Source organism: Embleya sp. NPDC059213 (genome assembly GCF_042754445.1).
In the GTDB taxonomy this organism is placed as follows: domain Bacteria; phylum Actinomycetota; class Actinomycetes; order Streptomycetales; family Streptomycetaceae; genus Embleya.
Map to the genome: position 1 here is coordinate 18,753 of NZ_JBHZAV010000066.1, position 21,741 is coordinate 40,493.

At 73.4% G+C, this 21,741-nt stretch carries 21 protein-coding genes; 12 read left to right on the plus strand and 9 right to left on the minus strand.

Features of this window, described 5'->3' with window-relative positions:
• The first annotated feature begins 53 nt into the window (after nucleotides 1-53).
• The 5 genes from ACFXMF_RS24010 (at nucleotide 54) to ACFXMF_RS24030 (ending at nucleotide 4,097) form a co-directional block, all read left to right on the plus strand.
• Nucleotides 54-776: a DJ-1/PfpI family protein gene (locus ACFXMF_RS24010; RefSeq protein ID WP_360315160.1), complete on the plus strand. Its 723-nt coding sequence runs from the start codon at nucleotides 54-56 to the stop codon at nucleotides 774-776.
• Nucleotides 777-963: 187 nt separating this feature from the next.
• Complete coding sequence (locus ACFXMF_RS24015; RefSeq protein ID WP_360315158.1) at nucleotides 964-1,581, plus strand: HD domain-containing protein; 618 nt, start codon at nucleotides 964-966, stop codon at nucleotides 1,579-1,581.
• 86 nt (nucleotides 1,582-1,667) lie between these two features.
• On the plus strand, nucleotides 1,668-2,432 hold the full coding sequence (locus ACFXMF_RS24020) for a nucleotidyltransferase domain-containing protein (protein WP_379990891.1): 765 nt from the start codon (nucleotides 1,668-1,670) through the stop codon (nucleotides 2,430-2,432).
• Between the two features lie 140 nt (nucleotides 2,433-2,572).
• Nucleotides 2,573-3,367 carry an SDR family NAD(P)-dependent oxidoreductase gene (locus tag ACFXMF_RS24025; protein ID WP_379990890.1) on the plus strand — a complete coding sequence of 265 codons (795 nt, stop codon included), beginning with the start codon at nucleotides 2,573-2,575 and terminating at the stop codon, nucleotides 3,365-3,367.
• A gap of 136 nt (nucleotides 3,368-3,503) precedes the next feature.
• On the plus strand, nucleotides 3,504-4,097 hold the full coding sequence (locus ACFXMF_RS24030) for a DUF1349 domain-containing protein (RefSeq protein WP_360315152.1): 594 nt from the start codon (nucleotides 3,504-3,506) through the stop codon (nucleotides 4,095-4,097).
• An 18-nt stretch (nucleotides 4,098-4,115) separates the two neighbouring features.
• Here ACFXMF_RS24030 and ACFXMF_RS24035 read toward each other — a convergent pair whose 3' ends face one another.
• From ACFXMF_RS24035 to ACFXMF_RS24045, 3 genes are all read right to left on the minus strand, one after another.
• A complete protein-coding gene (locus tag ACFXMF_RS24035; RefSeq protein WP_360315150.1) occupies nucleotides 4,116-4,331 on the minus strand; it encodes a hypothetical protein in 216 nt (71 codons plus the stop codon).
• A 108-nt stretch (nucleotides 4,332-4,439) separates the two neighbouring features.
• Nucleotides 4,440-5,072 (minus strand): YigZ family protein, encoded by a 633-nt coding sequence (locus ACFXMF_RS24040; RefSeq protein WP_379990889.1) that lies wholly within the window; start codon nucleotides 5,070-5,072, stop codon nucleotides 4,440-4,442.
• A 166-nt stretch (nucleotides 5,073-5,238) separates the two neighbouring features.
• Nucleotides 5,239-6,135, minus strand: coding sequence for a LysR substrate-binding domain-containing protein (locus ACFXMF_RS24045; RefSeq protein WP_360315146.1), 897 nt, complete (start codon nucleotides 6,133-6,135; stop codon nucleotides 5,239-5,241).
• A gap of 158 nt (nucleotides 6,136-6,293) precedes the next feature.
• Between ACFXMF_RS24045 and ACFXMF_RS24050 the strand changes: the two genes are divergently transcribed.
• Entirely contained in the window at nucleotides 6,294-7,535 is a 1,242-nt protein-coding gene (locus ACFXMF_RS24050; protein ID WP_379990888.1) for an MFS transporter, read from the plus strand.
• A 103-nt stretch (nucleotides 7,536-7,638) separates the two neighbouring features.
• Nucleotides 7,639-8,052 carry a VOC family protein gene (locus ACFXMF_RS24055; RefSeq protein ID WP_360315142.1) on the plus strand — a complete coding sequence of 138 codons (414 nt, stop codon included), beginning with the start codon at nucleotides 7,639-7,641 and terminating at the stop codon, nucleotides 8,050-8,052.
• Between the two features lie 4 nt (nucleotides 8,053-8,056).
• Here ACFXMF_RS24055 and ACFXMF_RS24060 read toward each other — a convergent pair whose 3' ends face one another.
• Complete coding sequence (locus ACFXMF_RS24060) at nucleotides 8,057-8,746, minus strand: helix-turn-helix domain-containing protein (protein ID WP_360315140.1); 690 nt, start codon at nucleotides 8,744-8,746, stop codon at nucleotides 8,057-8,059.
• A gap of 75 nt (nucleotides 8,747-8,821) precedes the next feature.
• Between ACFXMF_RS24060 and ACFXMF_RS24065 the strand changes: the two genes are divergently transcribed.
• Nucleotides 8,822-9,031, plus strand: coding sequence for a hypothetical protein (locus tag ACFXMF_RS24065; RefSeq protein ID WP_379992769.1), 210 nt, complete (start codon nucleotides 8,822-8,824; stop codon nucleotides 9,029-9,031).
• Here ACFXMF_RS24065 and ACFXMF_RS24070 read toward each other — a convergent pair.
• The 3 genes from ACFXMF_RS24070 to ACFXMF_RS24080 are packed head-to-tail and all read right to left on the minus strand — an operon-like array spanning nucleotide 9,019 to nucleotide 12,569.
• Nucleotides 9,019-9,600 (minus strand): GNAT family N-acetyltransferase, encoded by a 582-nt coding sequence (locus ACFXMF_RS24070; RefSeq protein WP_379992770.1) that lies wholly within the window; start codon nucleotides 9,598-9,600, stop codon nucleotides 9,019-9,021. The two genes, ACFXMF_RS24065 and ACFXMF_RS24070, sit on opposite strands and share 13 nt — an antisense overlap.
• Nucleotides 9,597-10,670: a tRNA (adenosine(37)-N6)-threonylcarbamoyltransferase complex transferase subunit TsaD gene (gene tsaD / locus ACFXMF_RS24075; RefSeq protein WP_360315136.1), complete on the minus strand. Its 1,074-nt coding sequence runs from the start codon at nucleotides 10,668-10,670 to the stop codon at nucleotides 9,597-9,599. The genes ACFXMF_RS24070 and tsaD overlap by 4 nt, the downstream gene beginning before the upstream one ends.
• Nucleotides 10,671-10,679: 9 nt before the next feature.
• Entirely contained in the window at nucleotides 10,680-12,569 is a 1,890-nt protein-coding gene (locus tag ACFXMF_RS24080) for a hypothetical protein (protein ID WP_380017748.1), read from the minus strand.
• 216 nt (nucleotides 12,570-12,785) lie between these two features.
• On the opposite strand from ACFXMF_RS24080, the gene ACFXMF_RS24085 reads away from it, so the two are divergent.
• Nucleotides 12,786-15,068, plus strand: a complete 2,283-nt coding sequence (locus ACFXMF_RS24085) for an excinuclease ABC subunit UvrA (RefSeq protein ID WP_379992724.1) — start codon at nucleotides 12,786-12,788, stop codon at nucleotides 15,066-15,068.
• An 89-nt stretch (nucleotides 15,069-15,157) separates the two neighbouring features.
• On the opposite strand, the gene ACFXMF_RS24090 is transcribed toward ACFXMF_RS24085, so the two are convergent.
• Both ACFXMF_RS24090 and ACFXMF_RS24095 read right to left on the minus strand, forming a co-directional pair.
• Nucleotides 15,158-15,952: an ABC transporter permease gene (locus tag ACFXMF_RS24090; protein WP_360315130.1), complete on the minus strand. Its 795-nt coding sequence runs from the start codon at nucleotides 15,950-15,952 to the stop codon at nucleotides 15,158-15,160.
• Entirely contained in the window at nucleotides 15,949-16,968 is a 1,020-nt protein-coding gene (locus ACFXMF_RS24095) for an ATP-binding cassette domain-containing protein (RefSeq protein ID WP_379991028.1), read from the minus strand. Before ACFXMF_RS24095 ends, ACFXMF_RS24090 begins: the two co-directional genes overlap by 4 nt.
• 265 nt (nucleotides 16,969-17,233) lie before the next feature.
• On the opposite strand from ACFXMF_RS24095, the gene ACFXMF_RS24100 reads away from it, so the two are divergent.
• From ACFXMF_RS24100 to ACFXMF_RS24110, 3 genes are all read left to right on the plus strand, one after another.
• A complete protein-coding gene (locus ACFXMF_RS24100; RefSeq protein WP_360315126.1) occupies nucleotides 17,234-18,031 on the plus strand; it encodes a TetR/AcrR family transcriptional regulator in 798 nt (265 codons plus the stop codon).
• 134 nt (nucleotides 18,032-18,165) lie between these two features.
• On the plus strand, nucleotides 18,166-20,817 hold the full coding sequence (locus tag ACFXMF_RS24105) for a DEAD/DEAH box helicase (protein WP_379991029.1): 2,652 nt from the start codon (nucleotides 18,166-18,168) through the stop codon (nucleotides 20,815-20,817).
• Nucleotides 20,814-21,632, plus strand: coding sequence for an SWIM zinc finger family protein (locus ACFXMF_RS24110; RefSeq protein ID WP_379991030.1), 819 nt, complete (start codon nucleotides 20,814-20,816; stop codon nucleotides 21,630-21,632). Before ACFXMF_RS24105 ends, ACFXMF_RS24110 begins: the two co-directional genes overlap by 4 nt.
• Nucleotides 21,633-21,741 lie beyond the last annotated feature (109 nt).

Consider the following 21,741-nt stretch of genomic DNA (forward strand, 5'->3'; position numbering starts at 1 on the left):
AGGATCCGGACATCGTCCTCGTGCCCCCGGCGCGCACGCGCGAGGGTCGGCCCATGACCTCATTCGCCGAGCACGACACCGCCGCTCCCGCGCCCAAGACCATCGCCTTCCTGCTGTATCCGGGCCTGACCCTGCTGGACCTGGTCGGTCCGCTGGAGGTGTTCACCAGCCTGAGCCGGTTCGGCACCGACTACGAGGTGAGCGTGGTCGGCGCGCACACCGACCCGATGCCCACCGATGCCCCGTTGCGGGTGGCCGCCGACCGCACCTTCGCCGAGGTGCCCGCGCCCTACCTGCTGTGCGTGCCCGGCGGCGAGCAGGCGACCCTGCGCGCGCTCGCCGACACCGCGCTGCTCGACTACGTGCGGACCGCGTCCGCCGCCGCGACCTGGACCACCTCGGTGTGCACGGGTTCGCTGATCCTCGGCGAGGCGGGACTGCTGGCCGGCCGCCGGGCCACCAGCCACTGGTTGTTCCGGGACCGGCTGACCGCCTTCGGTGCCGAACCGGTCGCCGAGCGCTGGGTCGAGGACGGCGACGTGATCACCGCCGCCGGGGTGTCCGCCGGCATCGACATGGCGCTGCACGTGGTCGAGCGGATCGCGGGCGCCGACGTGGCCCGCTCGATCCAATTGGGCATCGAGTACGACCCGGAGCCGCCGCAGGGCCCGATCGACTGGGCCGGCACCGACATCGCCGCGTTCGCGCCGATGGCGACCGCGATCGTCGAGGGCGCGTTGGCCGACCTCCCCGCCCTGCTGACCAAGTTGCGTTAGCTCCGCGGGCTCGGGTGTCGGCTCGACCCCACCGGGGCCGGGTCGGCCCAAGCGCATTGCATATCGTGGAGGTGTCCGCGATCTTCGCCGCGCCGCGCGCCGGCGGCGGTCGACTGCCGGCCGCCGCCCGGGCGGGTGGGGGTGCGACGATCCGGACGCCGCCCGATCGTTCGACCGAGGAGTCGCCTTGTCCGGTGTCCCGCTGTTCCCACCCACCGACGCGCACCTGGCCGCGCAGATCGGCTTCGTCCTGGAGATCGACCGGCTCAAGGGCGTGGTCCGGCGCAACCTGATCGCGGACGCGTCGCGACGCGAGAACACCGCGGAGCACTCGTGGCACCTGGCCATGCTCGCGGGCACCCTGGCCGAGCACGCCGCGACCGAGGTGGACGTCGCGCGGGTGACCCGGATGTTGCTCATCCACGACCTGGTCGAGATCGACGCGGGCGACACCTTCTACTACGACACGGTCGCCGAGGCGGACCAGGCCGAGCGCGAGCAGCGGGGCGCGGCCCGGATCTTCGGCCTGCTGCCCGCCGAGCAGGGCAAGCAACTACAGGCGCTGTGGGAGGAATTCGAGGCCCGCGAAACCCCGGACGCCCGCTTCGCCAAGGCGGTCGACCGGTTCCAACCGTGCCTGCTCAACTTCCACACCGAGGGCGGCACCTGGCGCGAGTACGACCTCACCCGCACGGAGGTGCTGGCCAAGCAGGGCAGCACGATCGCGGACGGCTCGCCGTCGTTGTGGACCTACACGCTGGAACTGATCGACGAGGCGGTCGCCCGCGGCTACCTGCGTCCCTGACCGACGCGGCCCCCGGGCCCGATCGGCGGCGGCCGGCCCCCGTGGGGCTGCGCCGATCCGGTCCGGGGGCGAGATAGCCTGCGATCATGACCAGTGACGCATCCTTCACCACCCACGTCACGGAACGACTGGCCGCGCTGCCCGGCGTCGCGGCCGTCGCACTCGGCGGATCGCGCGCCCAGGGCACCCATCGCCCGGACAGCGACTGGGACTTCTCGGTCTACTACCGGGACGGGTTCACCCCGGACGCGGTCCGCGGCCTGGGCTGGCCGGGCGAGGTCTCCGAGTTCGGCGCGTGGGGCGGCGGGGTCTTCAACGGCGGCGCCTGGTTGACCGTCCAGGACCGGGCGGTCGACCTGCACTACCGCGAACTCGCGGACGTGCAGCGGCGGTTGGCCGATGCCCGGGAGGGCCGGTTCGAGGTCGAACGGCTGCTGTTCCACCTGGCCGGCGTGCCCACCTACCTGGTGGTGGCCGAACTCGCGGTCAACCGGGTGCTGTTCGGCGAACTGCCGCGCCCCTCCTACCCGCAGGCGCTGCGCCGGGCCGGGCACACCCGGTGGAGCAACGACGCGCGGCTGACCCTGGACTACGCGGACCGGGCGCATGCCGACCGGGGCCGTCTCACCGACGTGGCGGGCGCGATCGGCCGCGCGACCTGCGAGGCGGCACACGCGGTGTCGGCCGGCCGCGGCGAGTGGGTGACCAACGAGAAGACGCTGGTGGATCGGGCGGGCCTGCGCGGCGTCGACGAGATCGTCTCCCGGCTGACCCCCTCGACACTGTCCACCGCGATCGCCGAGACCGGCGCCCTGCTCGACGCGGCATTCACCGCGAGCCGACCCGGCTGATGCGGTGGGACGCCACGTACCGGCCGACTCGTCGGCCCTCCCACGCACCCTCGGCACGTGCCCCCGCTCGCGCTTGCCTCCCGGAACGCGACGGCGATTTTCCGCCAGCAATGAGTTTTCCGCGAAGCAATGATTGAGCCATGAACTTGAACCTGAAGAACAAGGTCGTCGTGGTCACCGGTGGCAGCAAGGGCATCGGCCTGGCGATCGTGCGCGGCTTCGCCGAGGAGGGCGCCCGAGTGGTCGCCGGCAGCCGCACCGTCACCCCCGAACTGGCGGCGCTGCGCGAGGAGTTCGACGTACTCCCGGTGGCCGTGGACCTGACTCGCCCGGACGGTCCGGCCGAGTTGGTCCAGGTCGCCGTCGACGCGCACGGCGGGCTGGACGTACTCGTCAACAACGTCGGCACCGGCGCGCCGACCCCCTCGATCATCGAGGTCGAAGACGCCGAGTGGCGGCGGATCTTCGACATCAACCTGTTCAGCGCGGTGCGCGCGACCACGGCCGCGATGCCGGCCATCCTGGCCCGGGGCGGCGGCGCGGTGGTCACCATCAGCTCGCTGAACAGTCACCTGCCGTCCGCGTCGCTGGTGCACTACTCGGCCTCCAAGGCCGCGCTCAGCTCGTACTCGAAGTCGCTGGCCGAGCAGTTCGGCCCGCAGGGCGTGCGGGTCAACACCGTCTCGCCCGGTCCGGTGCGCACCCCGCTGTGGACCGCCCCGGGGCAGTTCGCGGACCTGATGGCCGCGTCCGCCGGGACCACCGCGCAGGTGTTCATGGACGAGGTGTTGCCGCAGGCGATGGGGGTGCTCACCGGCCGCGTCTCCGAACCGCAGGAGGTCGCCGACGTGGTGCTGTTCCTGGCCTCGGAGCGGGCCGCGAACATCATGGGTGTCGACTACATCGTCGACGGTGGCATGCACAGGTCGATCTGACGCGGGGTCGGTCCGACTCGGGCCGATCCGACCGTCCGTCGGGCCACCGAGGCGATGTCGGCGGCGAGGAGCGTTCCGCGCCCGAACGCTCCGAGTCCGCCGCCGTCGTCTCGGCGGCCCGCACTACGCTCGGTGGATGAGCACCGAGGATGTGGACTGGGACGACGCACACTGGCTCAACCCGCCCGCCGCGGCCCGACGGGTCGGCGCCGCGCTCGTGGTGACGCCGCACGCCGGCGCCGACTTCTGGCGACAGACCTCGTACGGCTTCACCCGGGACACCGGCAGCGCGCTGCTGACCGAACTCGCCCCGGACACCTCGGTGGAGGTGACCTTCGACGGCGACTTCGACACGCTCTACGACCAGGCCGGCCTGTTCGTCCGCGTGGACGAGCGGACCTGGGTCAAGGCCGGCGTCGAGGTCACCGACGGCGCGTTGCACGTGGGCGCCGTGGTCACCCGGGAGATGTCCGACTGGTCGATCGCGCCGGTGCCCGAGTGGGCGGGCCGGTCGGTCACCGTCCGGGTCAGCCGAGCCGGCGACGCGCTCACCATTCGGGCGCGCGCCGAGGACGACCCGTGGCGCACCATCCGACTGGCGCCGTTGGCCCGGGACGCGGATGCGTTCGCCGGGCCGTTCTGTTGCTCGCCGGAACGCGCGGGTCTGCGCGTACGTTTCACCCGCTTCGTCGTCGGGCCGGCCGACGCGGGGTTGCACGAGAACCCCTGAGCCGACCCGGCGCGCGGGTCAGGCGCCGTCCGCCGGTGGTGGGACCGTCACGCCGTATTCGCGGGCGGCGTGCAGCGCGTCTTCCAGTTCGTCCAGCGCGGGCGACAGTGCGTTCGTATCATGCGCGGCACTGGCCTCGGACAACACCGCACGAGCCTTGATCACCCGCTCGCGCACCACCCGGACGACCTCCGCCTGGTCGGTCGCCGACTTCTCGTCGTATCCAGCCGTCATCACTTCCTCATTTCCCGCAGCCCCCGCGCGAGCACCCATACACCCCTTGGTGTTCCGACCTGGGAAGCGTTTCAACCGGCTTTGGGGCGCACCGGCGCAAGAAGTACGTCAGGAAGTGTTTCGGGGAGCGTCCACCTCGACAAAAGTGCGCCCCGTCTCCCGGGCGCTCGCCCGGCCGCCGGTCAGGTCGGTCAGTCGGGCGGTGAAACGCTCCCGGTCCGGCTCCGGCACACACACGTCGATCGCCACCTCGGCGCCGTAGCGGATGTCGCGGACCTGGTGGCCGAGCCCGCGCAGGTCGTTCTCCAGCCGGCCGGCGTGGGTGTGGTCGACGTCGACGGTCAGCACCAGCATCGGCCGCAGTTCGACCACTCCCACGGTGTCCACCGCCTCGGTGACCGCCGAGCCGTACGCCCTGATCAGGCCGCCGGCGCCGAGCATGATGCCACCGAAGTAGCGGGTCACCACCGCGACCGTCCCGGTGAGTTCGCGGCGCCGGAGCACCTGGAGCATCGGCGCACCGGCCGTGCCGGACGGTTCGCCGTCGTCGTAGCCCTTTTCCTGACCGCCCGCGATCCAGGCCGAGCAGTTGTGCCGCGCGGACGGATGCAGCGCCCGGCGGCGCGCCAGGAACGCCTGCGCCGCGGCGTCGTCGCCCACGCGCGCGACGGCGCACAGGAAGCGTGAGCGACGGACCTCGATCTCGACCTCACCTTCAGACTTGATCGTGAGCAGCGGCATGACCAGGTCCTTCGGTCCGAGACGGGTTGACGACCTCACGGTATGCCCCCGGGGCGGCACTGCGGCCCGGGGGCGGGGCCGACCCGACTCGACCCCGTCGACGACGTCGTTTTGTCGATGGATCGTCATGTTCCGGCGCCGCCGAGTCGACCCGGTCGCGACCGGTTCAGGCGGCCCGCGTCGACAGTCGGGTCGACGCGGCGACGAAGGAGCGCAGCAGATTCGTCTCCTGCCCGGCGCGCCAGGCGAGCGTGACGGCCGACTCGGGCAGGCCGGTGACCGGTACGAACGCCACGTCGGGTCGCCCGTTGTAACCGGCGAACTGCGCGCAGAACAGCAGTACCCCCAGGTCGGCGGCGATCAACGACAACGCCTCCTGAAGGGTGCCGGCACCCGGTCCGTGGGTGATCTCCCGGCCACCCGGCGTGGCCGTCGGCGACTGGAGCTCGCGCCAACGCGCGGGCGCGGGGCCGGCGATGTCCACGAACAGGCACTCGGCCAACTCCTCGGCGTCCACCAGGTCCCGCGCCGCGAGCGGGTGACGGGTGGAGACCCCGAGCACGAGCGGGTCGACGGCGATCACCGGGCCGGTGCGCAGCGCCGGGTCGACCACCGGCAGGGTCACGAACGCCGCGTCGATCTCGCCGCGCAACAGCGGGCCGAACGGATCCGACAGCGGGGTCTCGACCAGGTCGGCGCGCGCCTGGGGATGACCGGCCCGGAAGTCGCCGACCAGGTCCAGCAGGGTGCCGTAGGGCGTGCCGACGAAGCCGATCCGCAACACTCCCTCGATGCCGCGGGCGCGGGCCCGGGCCCGGTCGACCGCGTCGACCATCGCGCCGTACGCGGGCCGGACCTCGGCCAGGAACAGCTCGCCCTGCGAAGTGAGCCGGACCCGGCGGCTGTTGCGCTCGAACAGCCGGGTGCCGATCCGCTCCTCCAGTTGCCGCAACAGTTGACTGACCCGGGCCTGCGACGTGTAGAGCCGCGCGGCGGTACGGGTGAAATGCAGTTCCTCGCTCAGTACGACGAAGCACTCCAACTCGCGGAACTCCACGCTCATCCGCACTCTCCTCCCCCTCGGGCACCCCCGAAGCCGCCCACACGGGGTGCGTGCTCGGCCGGGCACCGGACTTCGACCTGCGAGCATAAGCGAGGCTTGTGCTCGCATGCGATCTTGGCCGTTGTCGGGGGCCCGGTGCGCCGGCCAGGCTGAGCGGCATGCCCAACCCAGTCGTCGACACCGCCTCCACCGCTGCGTCCGCCCCCGACCCCGGACCCCACGACGAGCCCGCTTCCGCTCCCGAGACCGCCGGCGCCCGCTCCTGGCTCGCCGTCACGACCATCGCCGCAGGCACCTTCACCGTGGTCGGCACCGAGATGCTCCCGGTCGGCCTGCTCACCCCGATCTCGCAGGGCCTGCACGTATCCGAGGGCACCACCGGCCTGGCCATGACGCCGGCCGCGGTGGTGGCCGGCCTCGCCGCGCCGCTCGTACTGGTCGCCGCCGGTCGGGTGGACCGGCGGATCGTCCTGGCGGCGATGATGCTCGTGCTGCTCGCCGCCAACACGATCAGTGCGTTGGCGCCGAACTTCGCCACCCTGCTGGTGGCCCGCCTGCTCGTGGGCGCCGCCATCGGCGGCTTCTGGGCGATCGGCGCGAGCCTGCCGGTGCGCCTGGTGCCCGCCCGATCGGTCGGCCGGGCCGCCGCGGTGATCTTCGGCGGGGTCTCGATGGCCTCGGTGATCGCGGTGCCGATCGGCACGATGATCGGCGAATGGGCCGGGTGGCGCGTCGCGTTCGCGGTGATGGCGGGGCTCGCCGCCCTCGTCCTGATCGTCCTGCTCGTGTTGTTGCCACCGCTGCCCGCCGAGCGGGCCGTGCGACCACGCGAGCTGGGCGCGCTGTTGGGTCGACGCACCGTACTCATCGGCACCGCCGGACTGGTCCTGGTGATCGCCGGCCACTTCGGCGCCTACACCTACATCCGGCCGATCCTGGAGCAGGTCGGCGACCTGGGGCCGGGACCGATCGGCGGGCTGCTGTTCGGCTACGGCGTGGCGGGTGTGCTGGGCAACTTCGTGGCCGGCGCGTACATCGGGCGCGCCGCGTACGGCACGCTCGCGGTCGCGGCCGGGCTGCTCGCCTGCTCGATGGTGCTGCTCGCGCTGTCCGGGCCCCGGACGCCGGGCACCGTGACGGCGATGCTCGTCTGGGGCCTCGCCTACGGCGCGGTACCGGTGGGCCTGCAGGCGTGGATGTCGCGGTCGGCCCCGGACGCGCCCGAGGCGGCGTCCGCGGTGTTCGTCACCGGGTTCCAGGTCGCGATCGCGCTCGGCTCGTTGCTCGGCGGCATCACGGTGGACGCCGTGGCCACGTCGGCGGTGTTGTGGTTCGGCGGTGCCCTGGCCGCGGCGACCACGTTGCTCGCCCTGACGGCGGCCCGCCGAGAGCGCGGCTGAGCGACGCCGGGCACCCGTCCGGCGCGTGCGGCCGGCCCGACACGCCGGCGGACACGTCCGATTCGTTCAAGAACGCGACCACGGGGCCGGCTAGCGTGCGGGTATGACTTCTCGTGCGTTTCGTTTCCACTTCATCGGGCTCGTGGTCGCCGACATGGCCGCGTCGCTCGCGTTCTACCGGGCGCTCGGCCTGGACATCCCCGCCGAGCACGACGCGCTCCCGCATGTCGAGGTGTCGTTGCCCGACGGGCCGCTGTTGGTGCTGGACACGGTCGAGACGGTCCGCTCGTTCGCCCCCGGGTGGACCGCGCCGACCGGCGACCACCGGGCCTCGCTGGCCTTCGCGTTCACCGATCCGGCCGACGTGGACCGGGTCTACGGCGAGCTGGTCGCGGCCGGGCACACCGGATATCTGGCGCCGTGGGACGCGTTCTGGGAGCAGCGGTACGCGGTCCTGCACGACCCGGACGGGAACGCCGTGGACCTGCTCGCGCCGCTGCCGAAGCAGGCTCCGTAGCGCGTCAGCCCGACAGCAGGGTCCGCAGCGGGACGCCGGCCAGGGCCTTGACGTCGCGGGCGAAGTGGGCCTGGTCCGCGTAGCCGGCGTCCGCGGCGACCCGGGCGGCCGGCAGCCCGCCGCGGGCCAGGTCCAGCGCGCGGTCCAGGCGCAGCACCCGGCCCAGCGTCTTGGGCCCGTAGCCGAACGCGGTGAGCGAGCGCCGGTGGAGTTGGCGCTCACTCAGATTGACCTCGGCGGCGATCGCGGCGATGTCGGCGCCGGCCCGCAGTTCGCCGACCACCGCGTCGGCGAAGCGGGCCGCGTCGGCGTCGTGGTCGCGCAGCCGCTCGGCGGCCAGCCGTTCGAGGAAGGCGGCCGGATCGGCGGCGCCGGCGATGCGTTCGGTCAGCACCCGCACCGCGCGCTCGCCCCACACATCGGCCAGCGGGACCCGTCGATCGCGCAGCGTGTCGGCCGGCAGCCCGAACAGCGCGGGCCCGATCCCGGGCACGCAGCGCACCGCCGCGTAGCGGGCCCCCGGCGTGTTCTCGACCGCGTGCGCGAGGGTGTCGGGGCCGGCCACGATCAGTTGCTCGCCGGACCAGATCAGGTCCATGCAGCCGTCCGGCAGCACCCGTTCGGATCCGGCGACCTCGACCGTGCGGGTCCAGACGGTCAGCGGTGCCAGGCGGGAACGACGTTCGGCGTACACGGTCCCAGTATCCCCGCGGCGAAGAGCGCTACCGTTGGGGCGTCAAGGTGCACGGCTCGGACAGGGCAGGGGCTCATGGACATCGAAGAACAGCGTGAGCGGCAGCAGCCGAAGGAATCCGCCGGCGAGGGCGTCGAGCAGGCCGATCGGGCCGCCCGTTGGGGCAAGCTGCCCGAGCGGGTCGCGGCGGCCGACCAGGTCGAGGAACTCCCGGCCGATCCGCCCAACGATCCCGAGTTCGGTCGCAACGCGGACAACGACTGGATGTTGCGCTACACGCCCTGAGGCGGCGACGCCGGCCCGTCGGGAGCCGGATGCCGAGGGTGCAGCAGCAGCGCGGTGTCCGGCGACTCGGTGTGGGCGACGCGGCGCCAACCCTGCCGGGCGTAGAAACGCAGCGCCGGTTCGGCCCGGGTCGAGGTGAGCAGCCAACACCGGCCGTCGGGCACATCCGCCGTCACCGCGTTCAGCAGCGCGGCGGCGGTGCCGGTGCCGCGGGCCAGGCCGCCGACCGCGAGTTCGTCCACCTCTCGCGCACCGCACAGCCACGCCGCGGTCCGCGCCGGGCCCAGGGCCGGGGCCACGTCGCCGTACGAGCGGCTCGTGGGCATCGGTGTCGCGGTGGTCCAACCGGTCGCGAACCCGAGCACGGCGCCGGTGTGTTCGGCCACCGCGATCGCGCCCACGAAGCCCGGTCGACCGGTGTCCGCGGCGAGCCGTCGCGCGTATTCGACGGCCTGTTCCGGACCCTCGTGCCACGGCGGTTCGGCGAACGCCTCGGCGTAGACGGCTCGGATGCCGGCCGTGTACCGGGTGAGGTCGGCGGCGGTGAAGCGGCGGATGTTCGGGTTCATCCGGCCGCCCGGGTGGGTGTCGCCACGGGGTGCAGGCACGCGTACTCCAGGGGTGCGGACGGGTCGATGGACACGTCGAGCGGAGCAGGCGCCTTGCCGGCCCGGATCAGCAGGTCGCCGACGGCGGCGATCATCGCGCCGTTGTCGGTGCACAGCCGGGGCGGCGGCACCCGCAGCGTGATGCCCGCCGCGGCGCAGCGTTCGGCCGCGAGCGAGCGCACCCGGGAGTTGGCCGCGACCCCGCCGACCACGACCAGGGTGCGCACGTCGTGCGCGGTGCACGCGGCGACGGCCTTGCTGGTCAGTACGTCGGCCACCGCCTCCTGGAGCGCGGCGGCGCCGTCGGCGACCGGCAACGTGCCGCCGCCGGCCCGCGAGCGCTCGGCCCAGCGGGCGGCGGCGGACTTGAGGCCGGAGAAGGAGAACGCGTACGGGTCGTCGCGCGGGCCGGTGAGTCCGCGCGGGAAGGCGACGGCGTTCGGGTCGCCCTCGCGCGCGGCCCGGTCGATCGCCGGTCCGCCCGGGTAGGGCAGGCCGAACACCCGGGCCACCTTGTCGAAACACTCGCCCGCCGCGTCGTCGAGGGTGTCGCCGAGGTGGACGATCGGGTCGCGGGCGAAGTCGCGCACGAGCAGCAGCGAGGTGTGGCCGCCGGAGACGATCAGCACCACGCACGGGTCGGGCAACGGGCCGTGTTCGAGGGTGTCGGCCGCGACGTGTCCGGCCAGGTGGTGCACGCCGTACAGGGGCACGTCCAGCGCGAGCGCGAAGCCCTTGGCGGCGGCCACGCCGACCTGGAGAGCGGTGGCCAGGCCGGGTCCGGTGGTCACCGCGACCGCGCCGATGTCGCGCCGACGCAGCCCGGCCGAGTCCAGTGCGGCCCGCACGGTGGGGGTGAGCGCGTGCACGTGGGCGCGGGCCGCGATCTCCGGCACCACGCCGCCGAATCGGGCGTGCTCGGCCATGCTCGTGGCCACCGCGTGGCCGAGCAGCCGGCCGTCCCGGACCAGGCCGACGCCGGTCTCGTCGCAGGACGATTCGATGCCGAGGACGATGGGTGAAGCGGTCATGGCACGAGCTTAGTTGCCGGCACCCAGCAGTTGCGTACTACTGGCAACAGCCGCGAGGATCCGGGCCCGCGCCGCCCGGGCCCGCTGGACCAACCGCTCGTCGCGGATGACCTCGTCGTCGTCCTCGTCCGGCCCGGGCGCCCGTTCGCGACGGTCGATGATCGAGTCCAGGGCGGGCAGGATCGGCGCCGCCGCCGCGCCCATGTCCCCGAGCAGGCGGTAGACGAACGATCCGTAGACGTCGGCCTCCAACAACTGCGGCAGCGCCGCGAGCAGGACCGGCAGGGCGGCCTCCCCGGCGTGCCGCCACAGCGGAACCAGGACCGGCCCGTAGGTCCGGGTCGGGTCCGCCGCCAGCGACCACAGTTCGGCGGAGTGGCGTGCGTTCAGGCCGCCGTGGTCCACGAGCCAGTCGAGCAGGACCACGGCCTGACGTGGACGTCGGACCGCGGGTCCGAGCGCGTCCAGGCGAGCCTCCGCGAGCGCGCGGTCGCCGGTGATCCGGATCAGCGCCAGGGCCACGTGCCGCTCGGGGGCGTCGGCGGCCAGGCGTTCGAGCAGCGGTACGGCATCGCCGGCCGCCGGGCCGAACTCGCCCAGCAGTTGCGCGAGCCGGCCGCGCGGCCAGGTGTGCGCCTCGACGCTCGTCACGTCGGCCAACGCCGCGATCAGCGCGGGCACCGCCGCGGCCGCGCCCGGTAGGCCGGGGTTCAGTGCGGCCAGCGCCGCGGGCAGCAGGCAGCCGCGCTCGCGGAGCGAGCGTACGCAGGCGGCGGCGTCGTGCCCGGCCAACCGGCCGAGTGCGGCGTCGCGCAGGGGAGCCGACGGGTCGTCGGCGAAGCCGGCCGCGGCCCGCGCCAGTCCGGGGTGCGTCGTGTCCGTGGCCGTCGTGGCCAGCACCGCGCGCACCGTCGGCAGGGCCCGGCGATCGCCCTCCCGGGCCAGGGCGGCGGCGGCCGGCAGGCCCACGATCGCATCCGCGGTCAGTCGCGCGAGCGCGTTCGCGGCGCTGCGGGTGGCGTGGGTGGAACGGCCGATCGTGTGCACCGCGGCCGCTCGTACGTCCGGGTCCGGGTGGTCGAGCGCGTGCCCGAGGGCCGGCCACAGTCGGGCCGGTCCGGCCCGCCAGGTGCGGATCGCCTGGTACCCGAACCCGATGCCCACCCGCGCCGTCGCCGGGTCCGGGGAACGAATCAGCAGGTCGGCCCACAGGTACCAGTCGGCCTCGGCACGCCCGCCGCGCACCAGCGCGGAGGCCAACAACTCGGCCGCGGTCCACCGGACCCGCGAACCCGGGCCGGCCAGCCGGTCGGCCCAGGCCAGGGCACCCCGGATCACCCGCTCCCAGGTGTCGTGGCGCTCGGGTGCGCACAGCGCGAGCGCCGCCAGCCCCGCGCGCAGCCGCACGGCGGGGTCCGGGTGCTCGCGCAGGTGCTCCGCCAGATCCAGTCGGGCGGCGTCCGCGTCCCGAGCCCAGCGGCCGAGCGCGGCCTCCACGAGCGCCAGGCCGGCCACCGGGTCGGCGGGCGGCTCGTACGCCGCGCGCAGCGCCCGGTCGAGATCGACGTGTGCGAGCAGCCAGGCGGCGGCGCGGCGGACCCGTTCGTCGGGGTCGGTCGACAGGTGCGCGGCCACGTCGGCGGCGGCCGGCCACCGCTCGCCGTCGTGGCCGACGTCGGTCAACAACGTCAGGGCGCGCAGCCGGACTGCCGCGTCCGGGTCCGCGGTGCGCGCGAACATCTCGCGAGCCGTCGGGCCGTCGCGGTCGGCCTCGATCGCTCGGTGCGCCGCGTCCCCGTAGCCGAAGCGGGGTGCGTCGTGCCCGGCCCGGCTCGACGGCGCGGTGCTCGGGCGAGGTTGCGGGTCGGTCGGCTCGGCGGCCGGCGTCGGGGCGGTCACGCGCCCGGGCGGTCGCCGCCCTTTCGGTTCGTGGTGTGCGTGGTCTTCGCCAGGTTCGTCATGGCGGCGATGGTGCTCGATCGGGTCCGCGCGGCGCAACCGCTTTCCCGGCCGTCGCGCGGTCGGCGACGACGGTTCGCGACTGCTGGGGGCAGTGCGCAATCGTTCCGAAATCCTTGACAACACCTGTCAGGGACACCTTCGTACGTTGGCCACATGGACTACGACCACATCGTGATCACCGGCGCCCGGGAACACAATCTCAAGGGCGTGTCGCTGCGCATCCCGAAGAACCGGATCGTCGTCTTCACCGGCGTGTCCGGTTCGGGCAAGTCGTCGATCGTCTTCGACACCATCGCGGTCGAGTCGCAGCGGCAACTCGCCGAGACGTTCACCACGTTCATCCGCAACCGGCTGCCCAAGCACGAGCGGCCCACGGCGGACACGATCGAGAACCTGTCGACCGCGATCGTGGTCGACCAGCGCCCGGTCGGCGGCAACTCGCGGTCCACGGTGGGCACGATGACCGACATCCACCCGCTGCTGCGGGTGCTGTTCTCCCGGCACGGCACACCCGGGGCCGGGCCCGCCAACCACTACTCGTTCAACGACCCGAACGGCATGTGCCCGACCTGCGAGGGGCTGGGGCGCACCGTCCGACTGGACCTGGACGCGCTGCTCGACCCGTCCCTGGCGATCCGCGACGGCGCGATCCGACACCCGGGGTTCGCGGTGGGCGGCTGGCAGTGGCAGTTGTACGCGAACCACGACCTCTACCCCACCGACGTCCCGGTCCGCGAGTTCACCGACGAACAGTGGCGACTGTTCCTGTACGGCACCGGCGCCAAGGTGGAGATCGTCAACAGCAACGGCCGGCACCACATCGACTACGAGGGGCTGGTGGACCGGTTCAACCGGCTCTACCTCAACCGCGACACCTCCGCGCTGGCCGAGCGGAGCCGCGAGACGATCGCCCGGTTCGTCGCCGAGGGGGCGTGCCCGGACTGCGCGGGTGCCCGACTGAACGAGGCGGCGCGCGCGTCGCTGATCGAGGGGCAATCGTTGTCGGACTACGCGGCGATGGAGATCGGCGACCTGGTCGGGGTGCTCACCGGGTTGGCCGACCCGGTCGCCCGCCGGGTGGCTCGCCCCGCGGCGCTCGCGCTGGAGCGGATCGTCGCGATCGGGCTCGGCTATCTGCACCTGGATCGGCCCACCTCGACGGTGTCCGGCGGTGAGGGGCAGCGGCTGAAGATGGTGCGCTACCTGGGGTCGAGCCTGACCGGGATGACGTACATCTTCGACGAGCCGAGCGTGGGGCTGCATCCGCGCGACGTGGTGCGGCTGGGTGATCTGCTCACCCGGCTGCGGGACAAGGGCAACACCGTGCTGGTGGTCGAGCACGATCCGGACGTGATCGCGATCGCCGACCATGTCGTGGACGTCGGGCCCGGGGCGGGTATCCACGGCGGCACCGTCACGTTCGAGGGCAGCTTCGCCGAGTTGCGCGTGTCGGATTCGCCGACCGGGCGGGCGCTGCGCCGGGCCGGCCCGCTCAAGCCGGACTTTCGCCGGCCCACCGGCGTGCTGGAGATTCGCGGCGCGAACCTGCACAACCTGCGCGACGTGGACGTGGACATCCCCACCGGCGTGCTCACCGTGGTCACCGGGGTGGCCGGTTCCGGCAAGAGCACGCTGATCTCGGACGTCCTGGTCGCGGCACACCCGACGGCGGTGGTGGTCGACCAGTCGGGCGTGGGGATCTCCTCCCGCTCGACGCCGGCGAGCTATGTCGGGGTGGCGGACCCGCTGCGCAGGTTGTTCGCGAAGGCCAACGGCGTGGATCCGGGGCTGTTCTCGTTCAACTCGCTGGGCGGCTGCCCGCAATGCCAGGGGCGTGGCGTGGTGCGCACCGACATGGCCTTCATGGATCCGGTGACCACCCGTTGTACGGCGTGCGCGGGGCGGCGGTTTCGCGACGAGGTCCTGGCGTACTCGCTGCGCGGCAGGTCGATCGTGGACGTGCTGGCGTTGACCGCCGAGGAGGCGATCGACTACTTCGTCGAGGAGGCGCTGCGCACTCGGGTGCGGTCGCTGGCCTCGGTCGGCCTGGGCTATCTGACCCTGGGACAACCACTGAGTTCGCTCTCCGGCGGCGAGTTGCAGCGGCTCAAGCTGGCGAGCGAGCTGCACAAGACGGGCAGCGTGTACATCCTCGACGAGCCGACCACGGGCCTGCACATGTCCGACGTGGACACCCTGATCCGGCTGCTGGATCGGCTCGTGGACGCGGGCAACACGGTGGTGGTGGTCGAACACAACCTGGACGTGGTCAAGCGCGCCGACCACGTGGTCGACCTGGGCCCCGGTGGCGGCAAGCACGGTGGCACGGTCGTCTTCGCGGGCACGCCGGCCGAGTTGGTCAAGGCGGAGGACTCGGCGACCGCCGAGTTCCTGCGGGCGGCGTTGGCCTGCGCCGAACGGGCCCGGACGGCCTGACCGACTCCGGCCCGCGCCGCGCGATCCGCCGCCCGCACGGTCCGCCGCTCGCGAACCGGCGAGCGGCGGACCCTCGGCGGGCGCCCGGGTCAGCGGCCGAGTCCGCGATACCGTCGCACCGACAGCGGCGCGAAGACGGCGATCAGCACGAGCGGCCAGCCGAAGGCCATCAGGATCGTGTGATCGGCGACCCAGCCGCCGCCGGACCAGCCGGGATTGCCGAACAGTTCGCGGCCGGCGCCCGCGCTCGCGGAGAGCGGGTTCCACTCGGCCACCGTGCCCAGCCAACCCGGCATCGTGTCGGGCGAGACGAACACGTTGGACAGGAAGCCCAGCGGCCAGACCAGGATCTGCAGGACCGCGACCGACTCGGGCCCCTTGGCGCGCAGCGCCAGGTAGATGCCCAGCCACAACACCGCGAGCCGCAACATCAGCAACATCGCGACGGCGAGCGCCGCTCGCGCGGGCCCCTCGTGCCACCGCCAACCCACCGCGAGTCCGCAGCAGATCAGCACCGCCAGCCCGACGGCGGCGTGCACCATGTCGGCGAGCACCCGCCCGCCGACCACGGCCGAGTGCGACATCGGCATCGACCGGAATCGGTCGGTGACCCCGCGCGCCGCGTCGCCGGCGACCGCGGTGAAGGTGGATTCGATTCCGAAGACCATCGTCATCGCGAACATGCCCGGCAACAGGAACTCGCGGTAGTCACCACCGCCCGGCACGTCCATCCCGCCGCCGAACAGGTAGCCGAACATCAGCACCATCAGCACCGGGAACAGCAGCCCGACCAGCACCGGCGCGGGCTGCCTGGCCCAGTGCGCGAAGGTACGGCGGGTCAGCGTCCAAGTGTCCGGGAGGGCCCGGCGCAGCGCGGCGCTCATGCCGCCACCTCCTTCGCGTCGCCCGTGTCGGGTCTGCCCGCCCGGCGCGACCCGTGCGCGCGCTCGACCGGTCGTTCGTCCCGGCGCACGCCGGTGATGGTCAGGAAGACCTCGTCCAGGGTGGGTCGGCGCAGCGCGATGTCCTCGGCCTCGATGCCGGCGTCGTGCAGTGCCCGCACGGTGGCGGTGAGCGCACTCACCCGATCGGTGATCGCGATGCCCACTCGGCGCTCGTCGGCCCGGACCTCCGGGTTGCCGTTGCCGACGCCGGCCAGGATCGTCGCCGCGGCGCTCAGGTCGAGCGGTTCGCGGACCACCACGTCGATCCGGTCGCCGCCGAGTCGGGACTTGAGCTCGGTGGGCGTGCCGCGGGCGATCACCCGGCCGTGGTCGACCACCGAGACGGTGTCCGCGAGCCGATCCGCCTCCTCCAGGTATTGCGTGGTCAGCAGCACGGTCGTGCCGCCCGCGACCAGTTCGCGCACCGCCTCCCACACCTCGGTGCGGCCCCGCGGGTCGAGCCCGGTGGTCGGCTCGTCCAGGAAGAGCACCTCGGGTGCCTGGATCAGCGACGCGGCCAGGTCCAGCCGGCGACGCATGCCGCCCGAGTAGGTGGTCACCGCGCGCTCGGCGACGTCGGTCAGCGCGAACCGCGCCAACAACTCGTCCGCCCGGGCCCGGGCCGCGCGGGCGCCCAGGCGGTACAGCCGGCCGAACATCTCCAGGTTCTGCCGTCCGCCGAGCACCTCGTCCAATGCGGCGTACTGCCCGAGCAGCCCGATCCGGGTGCGCACCCGCGCCGCGTCTCGCAGCACGTCGAATCCGGCCACCTCGGCCCGTCCGCCGTCCGGACCCAGCAGCGTGGTCAGGATCCGCACCGCCGTGGTCTTGCCCGCGCCGTTGGGGCCGAGCAGCCCGTGCACCGTGCCGGTCGGCACCTCCAGATCGAATCCGTCCAGCGCCCGGGTGGCGCCGCGCGTCTTGGTCACACCTTCGGCGGAGATCGCCAGTGGCATGTGGGCCCCTTCGTGTGTCGCCCGTCGCGTTCGATCGAACCGCACGGGAAGGCGTTCGCGAGCCGACTCCGTACAAGATACGAAGTTGTCTCGTACGCCGTACCGTACGTCATACGGAGTTGGCGCGCAAGAACTTCCGAGGGCTTGCGGCGCCGTTCGATCAGCCCTTCGATCAGCCCTTCGATCAGCCGGTCGATCAAGCTTGTCGATCAACTCCGGATGACGTACCGTACGCTCTACGGAGTTTTCGGGAGAAGGTACGTACGTGGCACGAGAGAAGAGTGGGCGCGCCGATCCGGCCCGCACCCTCGCGTTGTTGTGGCGCACCGGCGAGGGACCCACCCGCGGCCCCAAGCAGGGGCTCACCGTGGATCGCATCGTGCGGGCGGCCGTGGAGATCGCCGACGCCGACGGGATCGGCGCGCTGTCCATGCGCGCGGTCGCCGAGCGACTCGGCGTGGGCACCATGTCGCTGTACACCTACGTGCCGGGCAAGGCCGAACTGCTGCACGTCATGTTCGACACCGTGCTCGGCGAGTCCGCACTGCCCGACGCGGCCGGGCTCGACTGGCGCACCGCGCTGGAACGGCACGCGCGCGCCGACCACGCGCTCGCCCAGCGGCATCCGTGGGTGGTGCAACTGTGGGGCCCCGGCCTGCTGTTGATGGGCCCGCGGGTCACCGCCCGGGCCGATTCGGCGCTGCGCACCGTTGCCGATCTCGGCCTCACCGAGGCCGAGATGACCCACGTCGTCGGGCTCGTCGACGCGTACGTCCGCGGCATCACCCAGGTCGCCGTCGACGTCAATCGGGACGCGGTCACCAGCGGCGTGGGCTACGAGGACTGGTGGGCGGAGAGCACGCCGTATCTGGAACGGCTCATCCAACCCGCCCGCTTCCCCACCCTCACCCGGGTCTGGGCCGCCGGCAGCTACGAGGAGGCCCCCGACGCGGGCTTCGAGTTCGGTCTGGGTCTGGTCCTGGACGGCATCGAGACCCTGATCCGCTCGCGCCGGCCCGCACCGGCCGTCGCCCCGGCGCAATCCCCCGCACCGCAGGAGTAGCGAACATCGACACCCGCAGCACGCACGCCCCGACCGACCTGATCCGGCACGCCGCCACCTTCGCGCCGGCCGACCCGCCCCGCGCCGGCGCCGTCGCGTTCTGGCCGCACGCCGACGGCACCGACACCGTCACCGTGCTCGACGCCGACGGCGCCGAGCAGGTCCACCCCGCCGTCCTGGTGCCGGTCGCCGACGCGGTCCGGCTGCTCTCCCGGGCCCGCCGGACCGCCGACGCCCACCCGGCCGCCGCGTTCTGGGGGGCGGCCACCGTGCTCGCCCTGCAATTGGTGGCCCGCGGCCGGATGTTGCCCGGCCTCTCTCCCGGCGACCACGACGCGTGGCGGGCCGGGCCGCTGGACGCCGCCGACGTGGAGCGGGTGCGGGCGCTCGCCGACGCGATGCCGGGTGAGGCCCGGGCGATGCCGACGGGGGGCGGCGCGTTGTTGCCGGAGGCGGCGCCGTTGATCCGGGCCTTCCTGGACGCGGTCGCCGACACGATGCCGCGCACCGCCGCCGCGCCGCGGGGCGGGCTCGCCGGCGCGTTCGCCGCCACCGACCCGCACCGGCTGCCCGAGTTGCGCTCCTGGTCGGATCGAATCGCCGCCGACGTCGACACCGGCGTACGGATCTCGTTGCGGCTGGAGACGCACGACATCGAACACGCGCCGTTCCGGGCGATCGTCCAGGTGCACTCGCTCGCCGATCCGAGCGCGGTGATCGACGCGGACACCCTGTGGACCGGCACCGACCCGCGCTTCGGCGAACGGGCCCGGCTGGACGTGCTGCTCGCGCTGCGTCGGGCCGCCCGGGTGTGGCCCGCGCTGGAGCCGCTGTTGAACGCCGGCGTGCCGGACCGGGTGGTGGTCGGCGACGACGACCTCGGCGCGCTGCTCGGCGCCGCCACCGCGCGCCTGGCCGCGGCGGGGGTCGAGGTGCACTGGCCGCGCGACCTGGTGCGCGATCTCACCGCCCGGGCCGTGGTCGGCGCGCACGACGGGCCGCCCGGCGACCTGCGCGCCTTCCTCGGCGGCGACACCCCACTCGGCTTCGACTGGCAACTCGCCCTGGGAGAGCAGGTGTTGACCGCCGCCGAGATGCACGCGCTGGCCGAGTCGCACCGACCCGTGGTGCGCCTGCGCGACCGGTGGGTGCTGGTCGACCCGGCCCTGATCGCCAAGGCCCGCAACCGCTCGATCAAGCCGCTCACCCCGATCGAGGCGCTCACCGCGGCGCTGACCGGCGGCATCGAGGTGGCCGGCAAGCGCATCGAGGTGGGCACCTCGGCGTGGCTGGACGAATTGCGCGAGCGGCTCGCCGATCCGGACGGCGGTGCCGAGCCGATCGCCGCACCCAAGGCGCTCGCCGCGACCCTGCGCGACTACCAACTGCGCGGCCTACGCTGGCTGGACCGGATGACCTCGCTGGGTCTGGGCGGTTGCCTGGCCGACGACATGGGCCTGGGCAAGACCGTCACGCTGATCGCGCTGCACCTGCACCGGCGGGCCGCGGCGCTCGACGGCGCCGACCCGGCCGGCCCGGCGCCGACCCTGGTGGTCTGCCCGGCATCGCTGCTGGGCAACTGGCAGCGGGAGATCGAGCGCTTCGCGCCGGGCACGCCGGTGCGCCGCTTCCACGGCACCGGCCGCACCCTGGACGACCTCGTCGACGGCTTCGTGCTCACCACCTACGGCACGATGCGCCTGGACCGGGCGCGGCTGGCCGACGTGGCGTGGGGCCTGGTGGTCGCGGACGAGGCGCAACACGTCAAGAACCACACCTCGGGCACCGCCAAGGCGCTGCGCACGATCCCCGCGCAGGCGCGGATCGCGCTCACCGGCACCCCGGTGGAGAACCGGCTGTCCGAGTTGTGGGCGATCCTGGACTGGACCACCCCCGGCCTGCTCGGCGGCCTGGCCGCGTTCCGCCGTCGCTGGGTCAAGCCGGTCGAGGCCGATCGGGACGGTCCCACGGCCGAGCGACTGGGCCGACTGATCGCGCCGTTCCTGCTCCGCCGGCGCAAGAGCGATCCGGGCATCGCGCCGGAACTGCCCGCCAAGACCGAAACCGACCAGCCGGTGTCGCTCACCCGCGAGCAGGCCGGCCTGTACGAGGCGGCGGTGCGCGAGGCGATGGCCGAACTGCGGGAGAGCACCGGCATGGCCCGACGTGGGCACATCATCGGCCTGCTCACCGGGCTCAAGCAGATCTGCAACCACCCCGCGCAATACCTCAAGGAACCCGAGCCCCGCCTCGACGGTCGCTCCGGCAAGCTCGAACTGCTCGACGAGTTGCTCGACACGATCCTCGCCGAGGACGGCTCGGTCCTGGTCTTCACCCAGTACGTCACGATGGCCCGGCTGCTGGCCAAGCACCTGGACGGGCGCGGCATCGGCAACCAACTCCTGCACGGCGGCACCGCGCCGACCCGCCGCGACGCCCTGGTGGCCCGTTTCCAGGACGGCGCGGTACCGGTGTTCCTGCTCTCGCTCAAGGCCGCCGGCACCGGGCTCAACCTCACCCGGGCCGACCATGTCGTGCACTACGACCGCTGGTGGAATCCGGCCGTCGAGGAACAGGCCACCGACCGCGCGTACCGGATCGGCCAGACCCGGCCGGTCCAGGTGCACCGCTTCATCGCCGAAGGCACCATCGAGGACCGGATCGCCGCGATGTTGCGCGACAAGCGGGCGCTGGCCGACTCGGTGCTCACCGGCGGCGAGGCCGCACTCACCGAACTCTCCGACACCGAACTCGCGAACCTGGTCGAGCTCAGGAGCAGCCGATGACCACCGAACCGGCCCGCGTCTTCCCCGCGTTCGCCCCACGCCGCAGCCGCGGTGCCAGGGGCACCACCTGGTGGGGCCACGCCTGGACCGACGCCCTGGAGGAGGCCGCGCTCTCCGGCGAGCCGCTGCGCAAGGGGCGCGCGTACGCCGGCTCCGGTCGGGTCGGCCCGATCACCGTCGGCCCGGGTCGGATCGCCGCGTCCGTGCACGACGCGGACGGGTCGCAGTACGAGACGGCCGTGCACATCGAGCGGCTCACCGACGCGCGGTGGGATCGTTTCCTCGACCAGGTGGCCGCCAAGTCCGGGCATCTGGCCGCGCTCCTGGACCGGGACATGCCGCAGGAGCTGGTCGCGGCGGCCGAGGACGCGGACGTACCGCTGCTCCCGGGCATCGGCGATCTGGATCCGGATTGCGACTGCCCGGACTGGGAGTTGCCCTGCCGACATGCCGCCGCGCTGTGCTACCAGGCGGCCTGGCTGCTGGACGCCGACCCGTTCGTGTTGTTGCTGCTCCGCGGGCGGGGCGAACGGGCGTTCCTGGACGGCCTGCGGGCGCGGGACCCGGGCACCCGGGCACCCGGCTCGCCGGCCGCCGCGCCGGGGGTCGCCGCCCGGGAGGCGTACCGCCCGGTCGACCCGTTGCCCGCCGACCCGCCGCCGGTGCCGGACACCGTGCCGTCGGTGCGGATCACGCCGCCGCCCGGGATCCCGGCGGGCGCCCTGGAGTCGCTCGTCGCCCGAGCCGCCCACCGGGCCCGCGAGTTGCTCGACGAGCGCGGTTCGGGCCCGGTAGGGGGTCCGCGCCGGGCATGAGGGGATTGCCCGGCCCAAAGATGGGGTCGGGTTCCGATATCGCGCCGATTAGCTTGAGGACAGTCCTGTGGTGATCGTCCGCCGGCACCGTCGGCGAAACGGGAGTCCT

Excerpts from the sequence above, each read along its gene's own strand:
- ACFXMF_RS24010 (WP_360315160.1), top strand. The coding sequence starts at position 54 with ATGACCTCATTCGCCGAGCACGACACCGCCGCTCCCGCGCCCAAGACC.
- ACFXMF_RS24020 (WP_379990891.1), top strand. The coding sequence starts at position 1,668 with ATGACCAGTGACGCATCCTTCACCACCCACGTCACGGAACGACTGGCC.
- ACFXMF_RS24025 (WP_379990890.1), top strand. The coding sequence starts at position 2,573 with ATGAACTTGAACCTGAAGAACAAGGTCGTCGTGGTCACCGGTGGCAGC.
- ACFXMF_RS24030 (WP_360315152.1), top strand. The coding sequence starts at position 3,504 with ATGAGCACCGAGGATGTGGACTGGGACGACGCACACTGGCTCAACCCG.
- ACFXMF_RS24035 (WP_360315150.1), bottom strand. The coding sequence starts at position 4,331 with ATGACGGCTGGATACGACGAGAAGTCGGCGACCGACCAGGCGGAGGTC.
- ACFXMF_RS24040 (WP_379990889.1), bottom strand. The coding sequence starts at position 5,072 with ATGCCGCTGCTCACGATCAAGTCTGAAGGTGAGGTCGAGATCGAGGTC.
- ACFXMF_RS24045 (WP_360315146.1), bottom strand. The coding sequence starts at position 6,135 with ATGAGCGTGGAGTTCCGCGAGTTGGAGTGCTTCGTCGTACTGAGCGAG.
- ACFXMF_RS24050 (WP_379990888.1), top strand. The coding sequence starts at position 6,294 with ATGCCCAACCCAGTCGTCGACACCGCCTCCACCGCTGCGTCCGCCCCC.
- ACFXMF_RS24055 (WP_360315142.1), top strand. The coding sequence starts at position 7,639 with ATGACTTCTCGTGCGTTTCGTTTCCACTTCATCGGGCTCGTGGTCGCC.
- ACFXMF_RS24065 (WP_379992769.1), top strand. The coding sequence starts at position 8,822 with ATGGACATCGAAGAACAGCGTGAGCGGCAGCAGCCGAAGGAATCCGCC.
- ACFXMF_RS24070 (WP_379992770.1), bottom strand. The coding sequence starts at position 9,600 with ATGAACCCGAACATCCGCCGCTTCACCGCCGCCGACCTCACCCGGTAC.
- tsaD (WP_360315136.1), bottom strand. The coding sequence starts at position 10,670 with ATGACCGCTTCACCCATCGTCCTCGGCATCGAATCGTCCTGCGACGAG.
- ACFXMF_RS24085 (WP_379992724.1), top strand. The coding sequence starts at position 12,786 with ATGGACTACGACCACATCGTGATCACCGGCGCCCGGGAACACAATCTC.
- ACFXMF_RS24090 (WP_360315130.1), bottom strand. The coding sequence starts at position 15,952 with ATGAGCGCCGCGCTGCGCCGGGCCCTCCCGGACACTTGGACGCTGACC.
- ACFXMF_RS24095 (WP_379991028.1), bottom strand. The coding sequence starts at position 16,968 with ATGCCACTGGCGATCTCCGCCGAAGGTGTGACCAAGACGCGCGGCGCC.
- ACFXMF_RS24110 (WP_379991030.1), top strand. The coding sequence starts at position 20,814 with ATGACCACCGAACCGGCCCGCGTCTTCCCCGCGTTCGCCCCACGCCGC.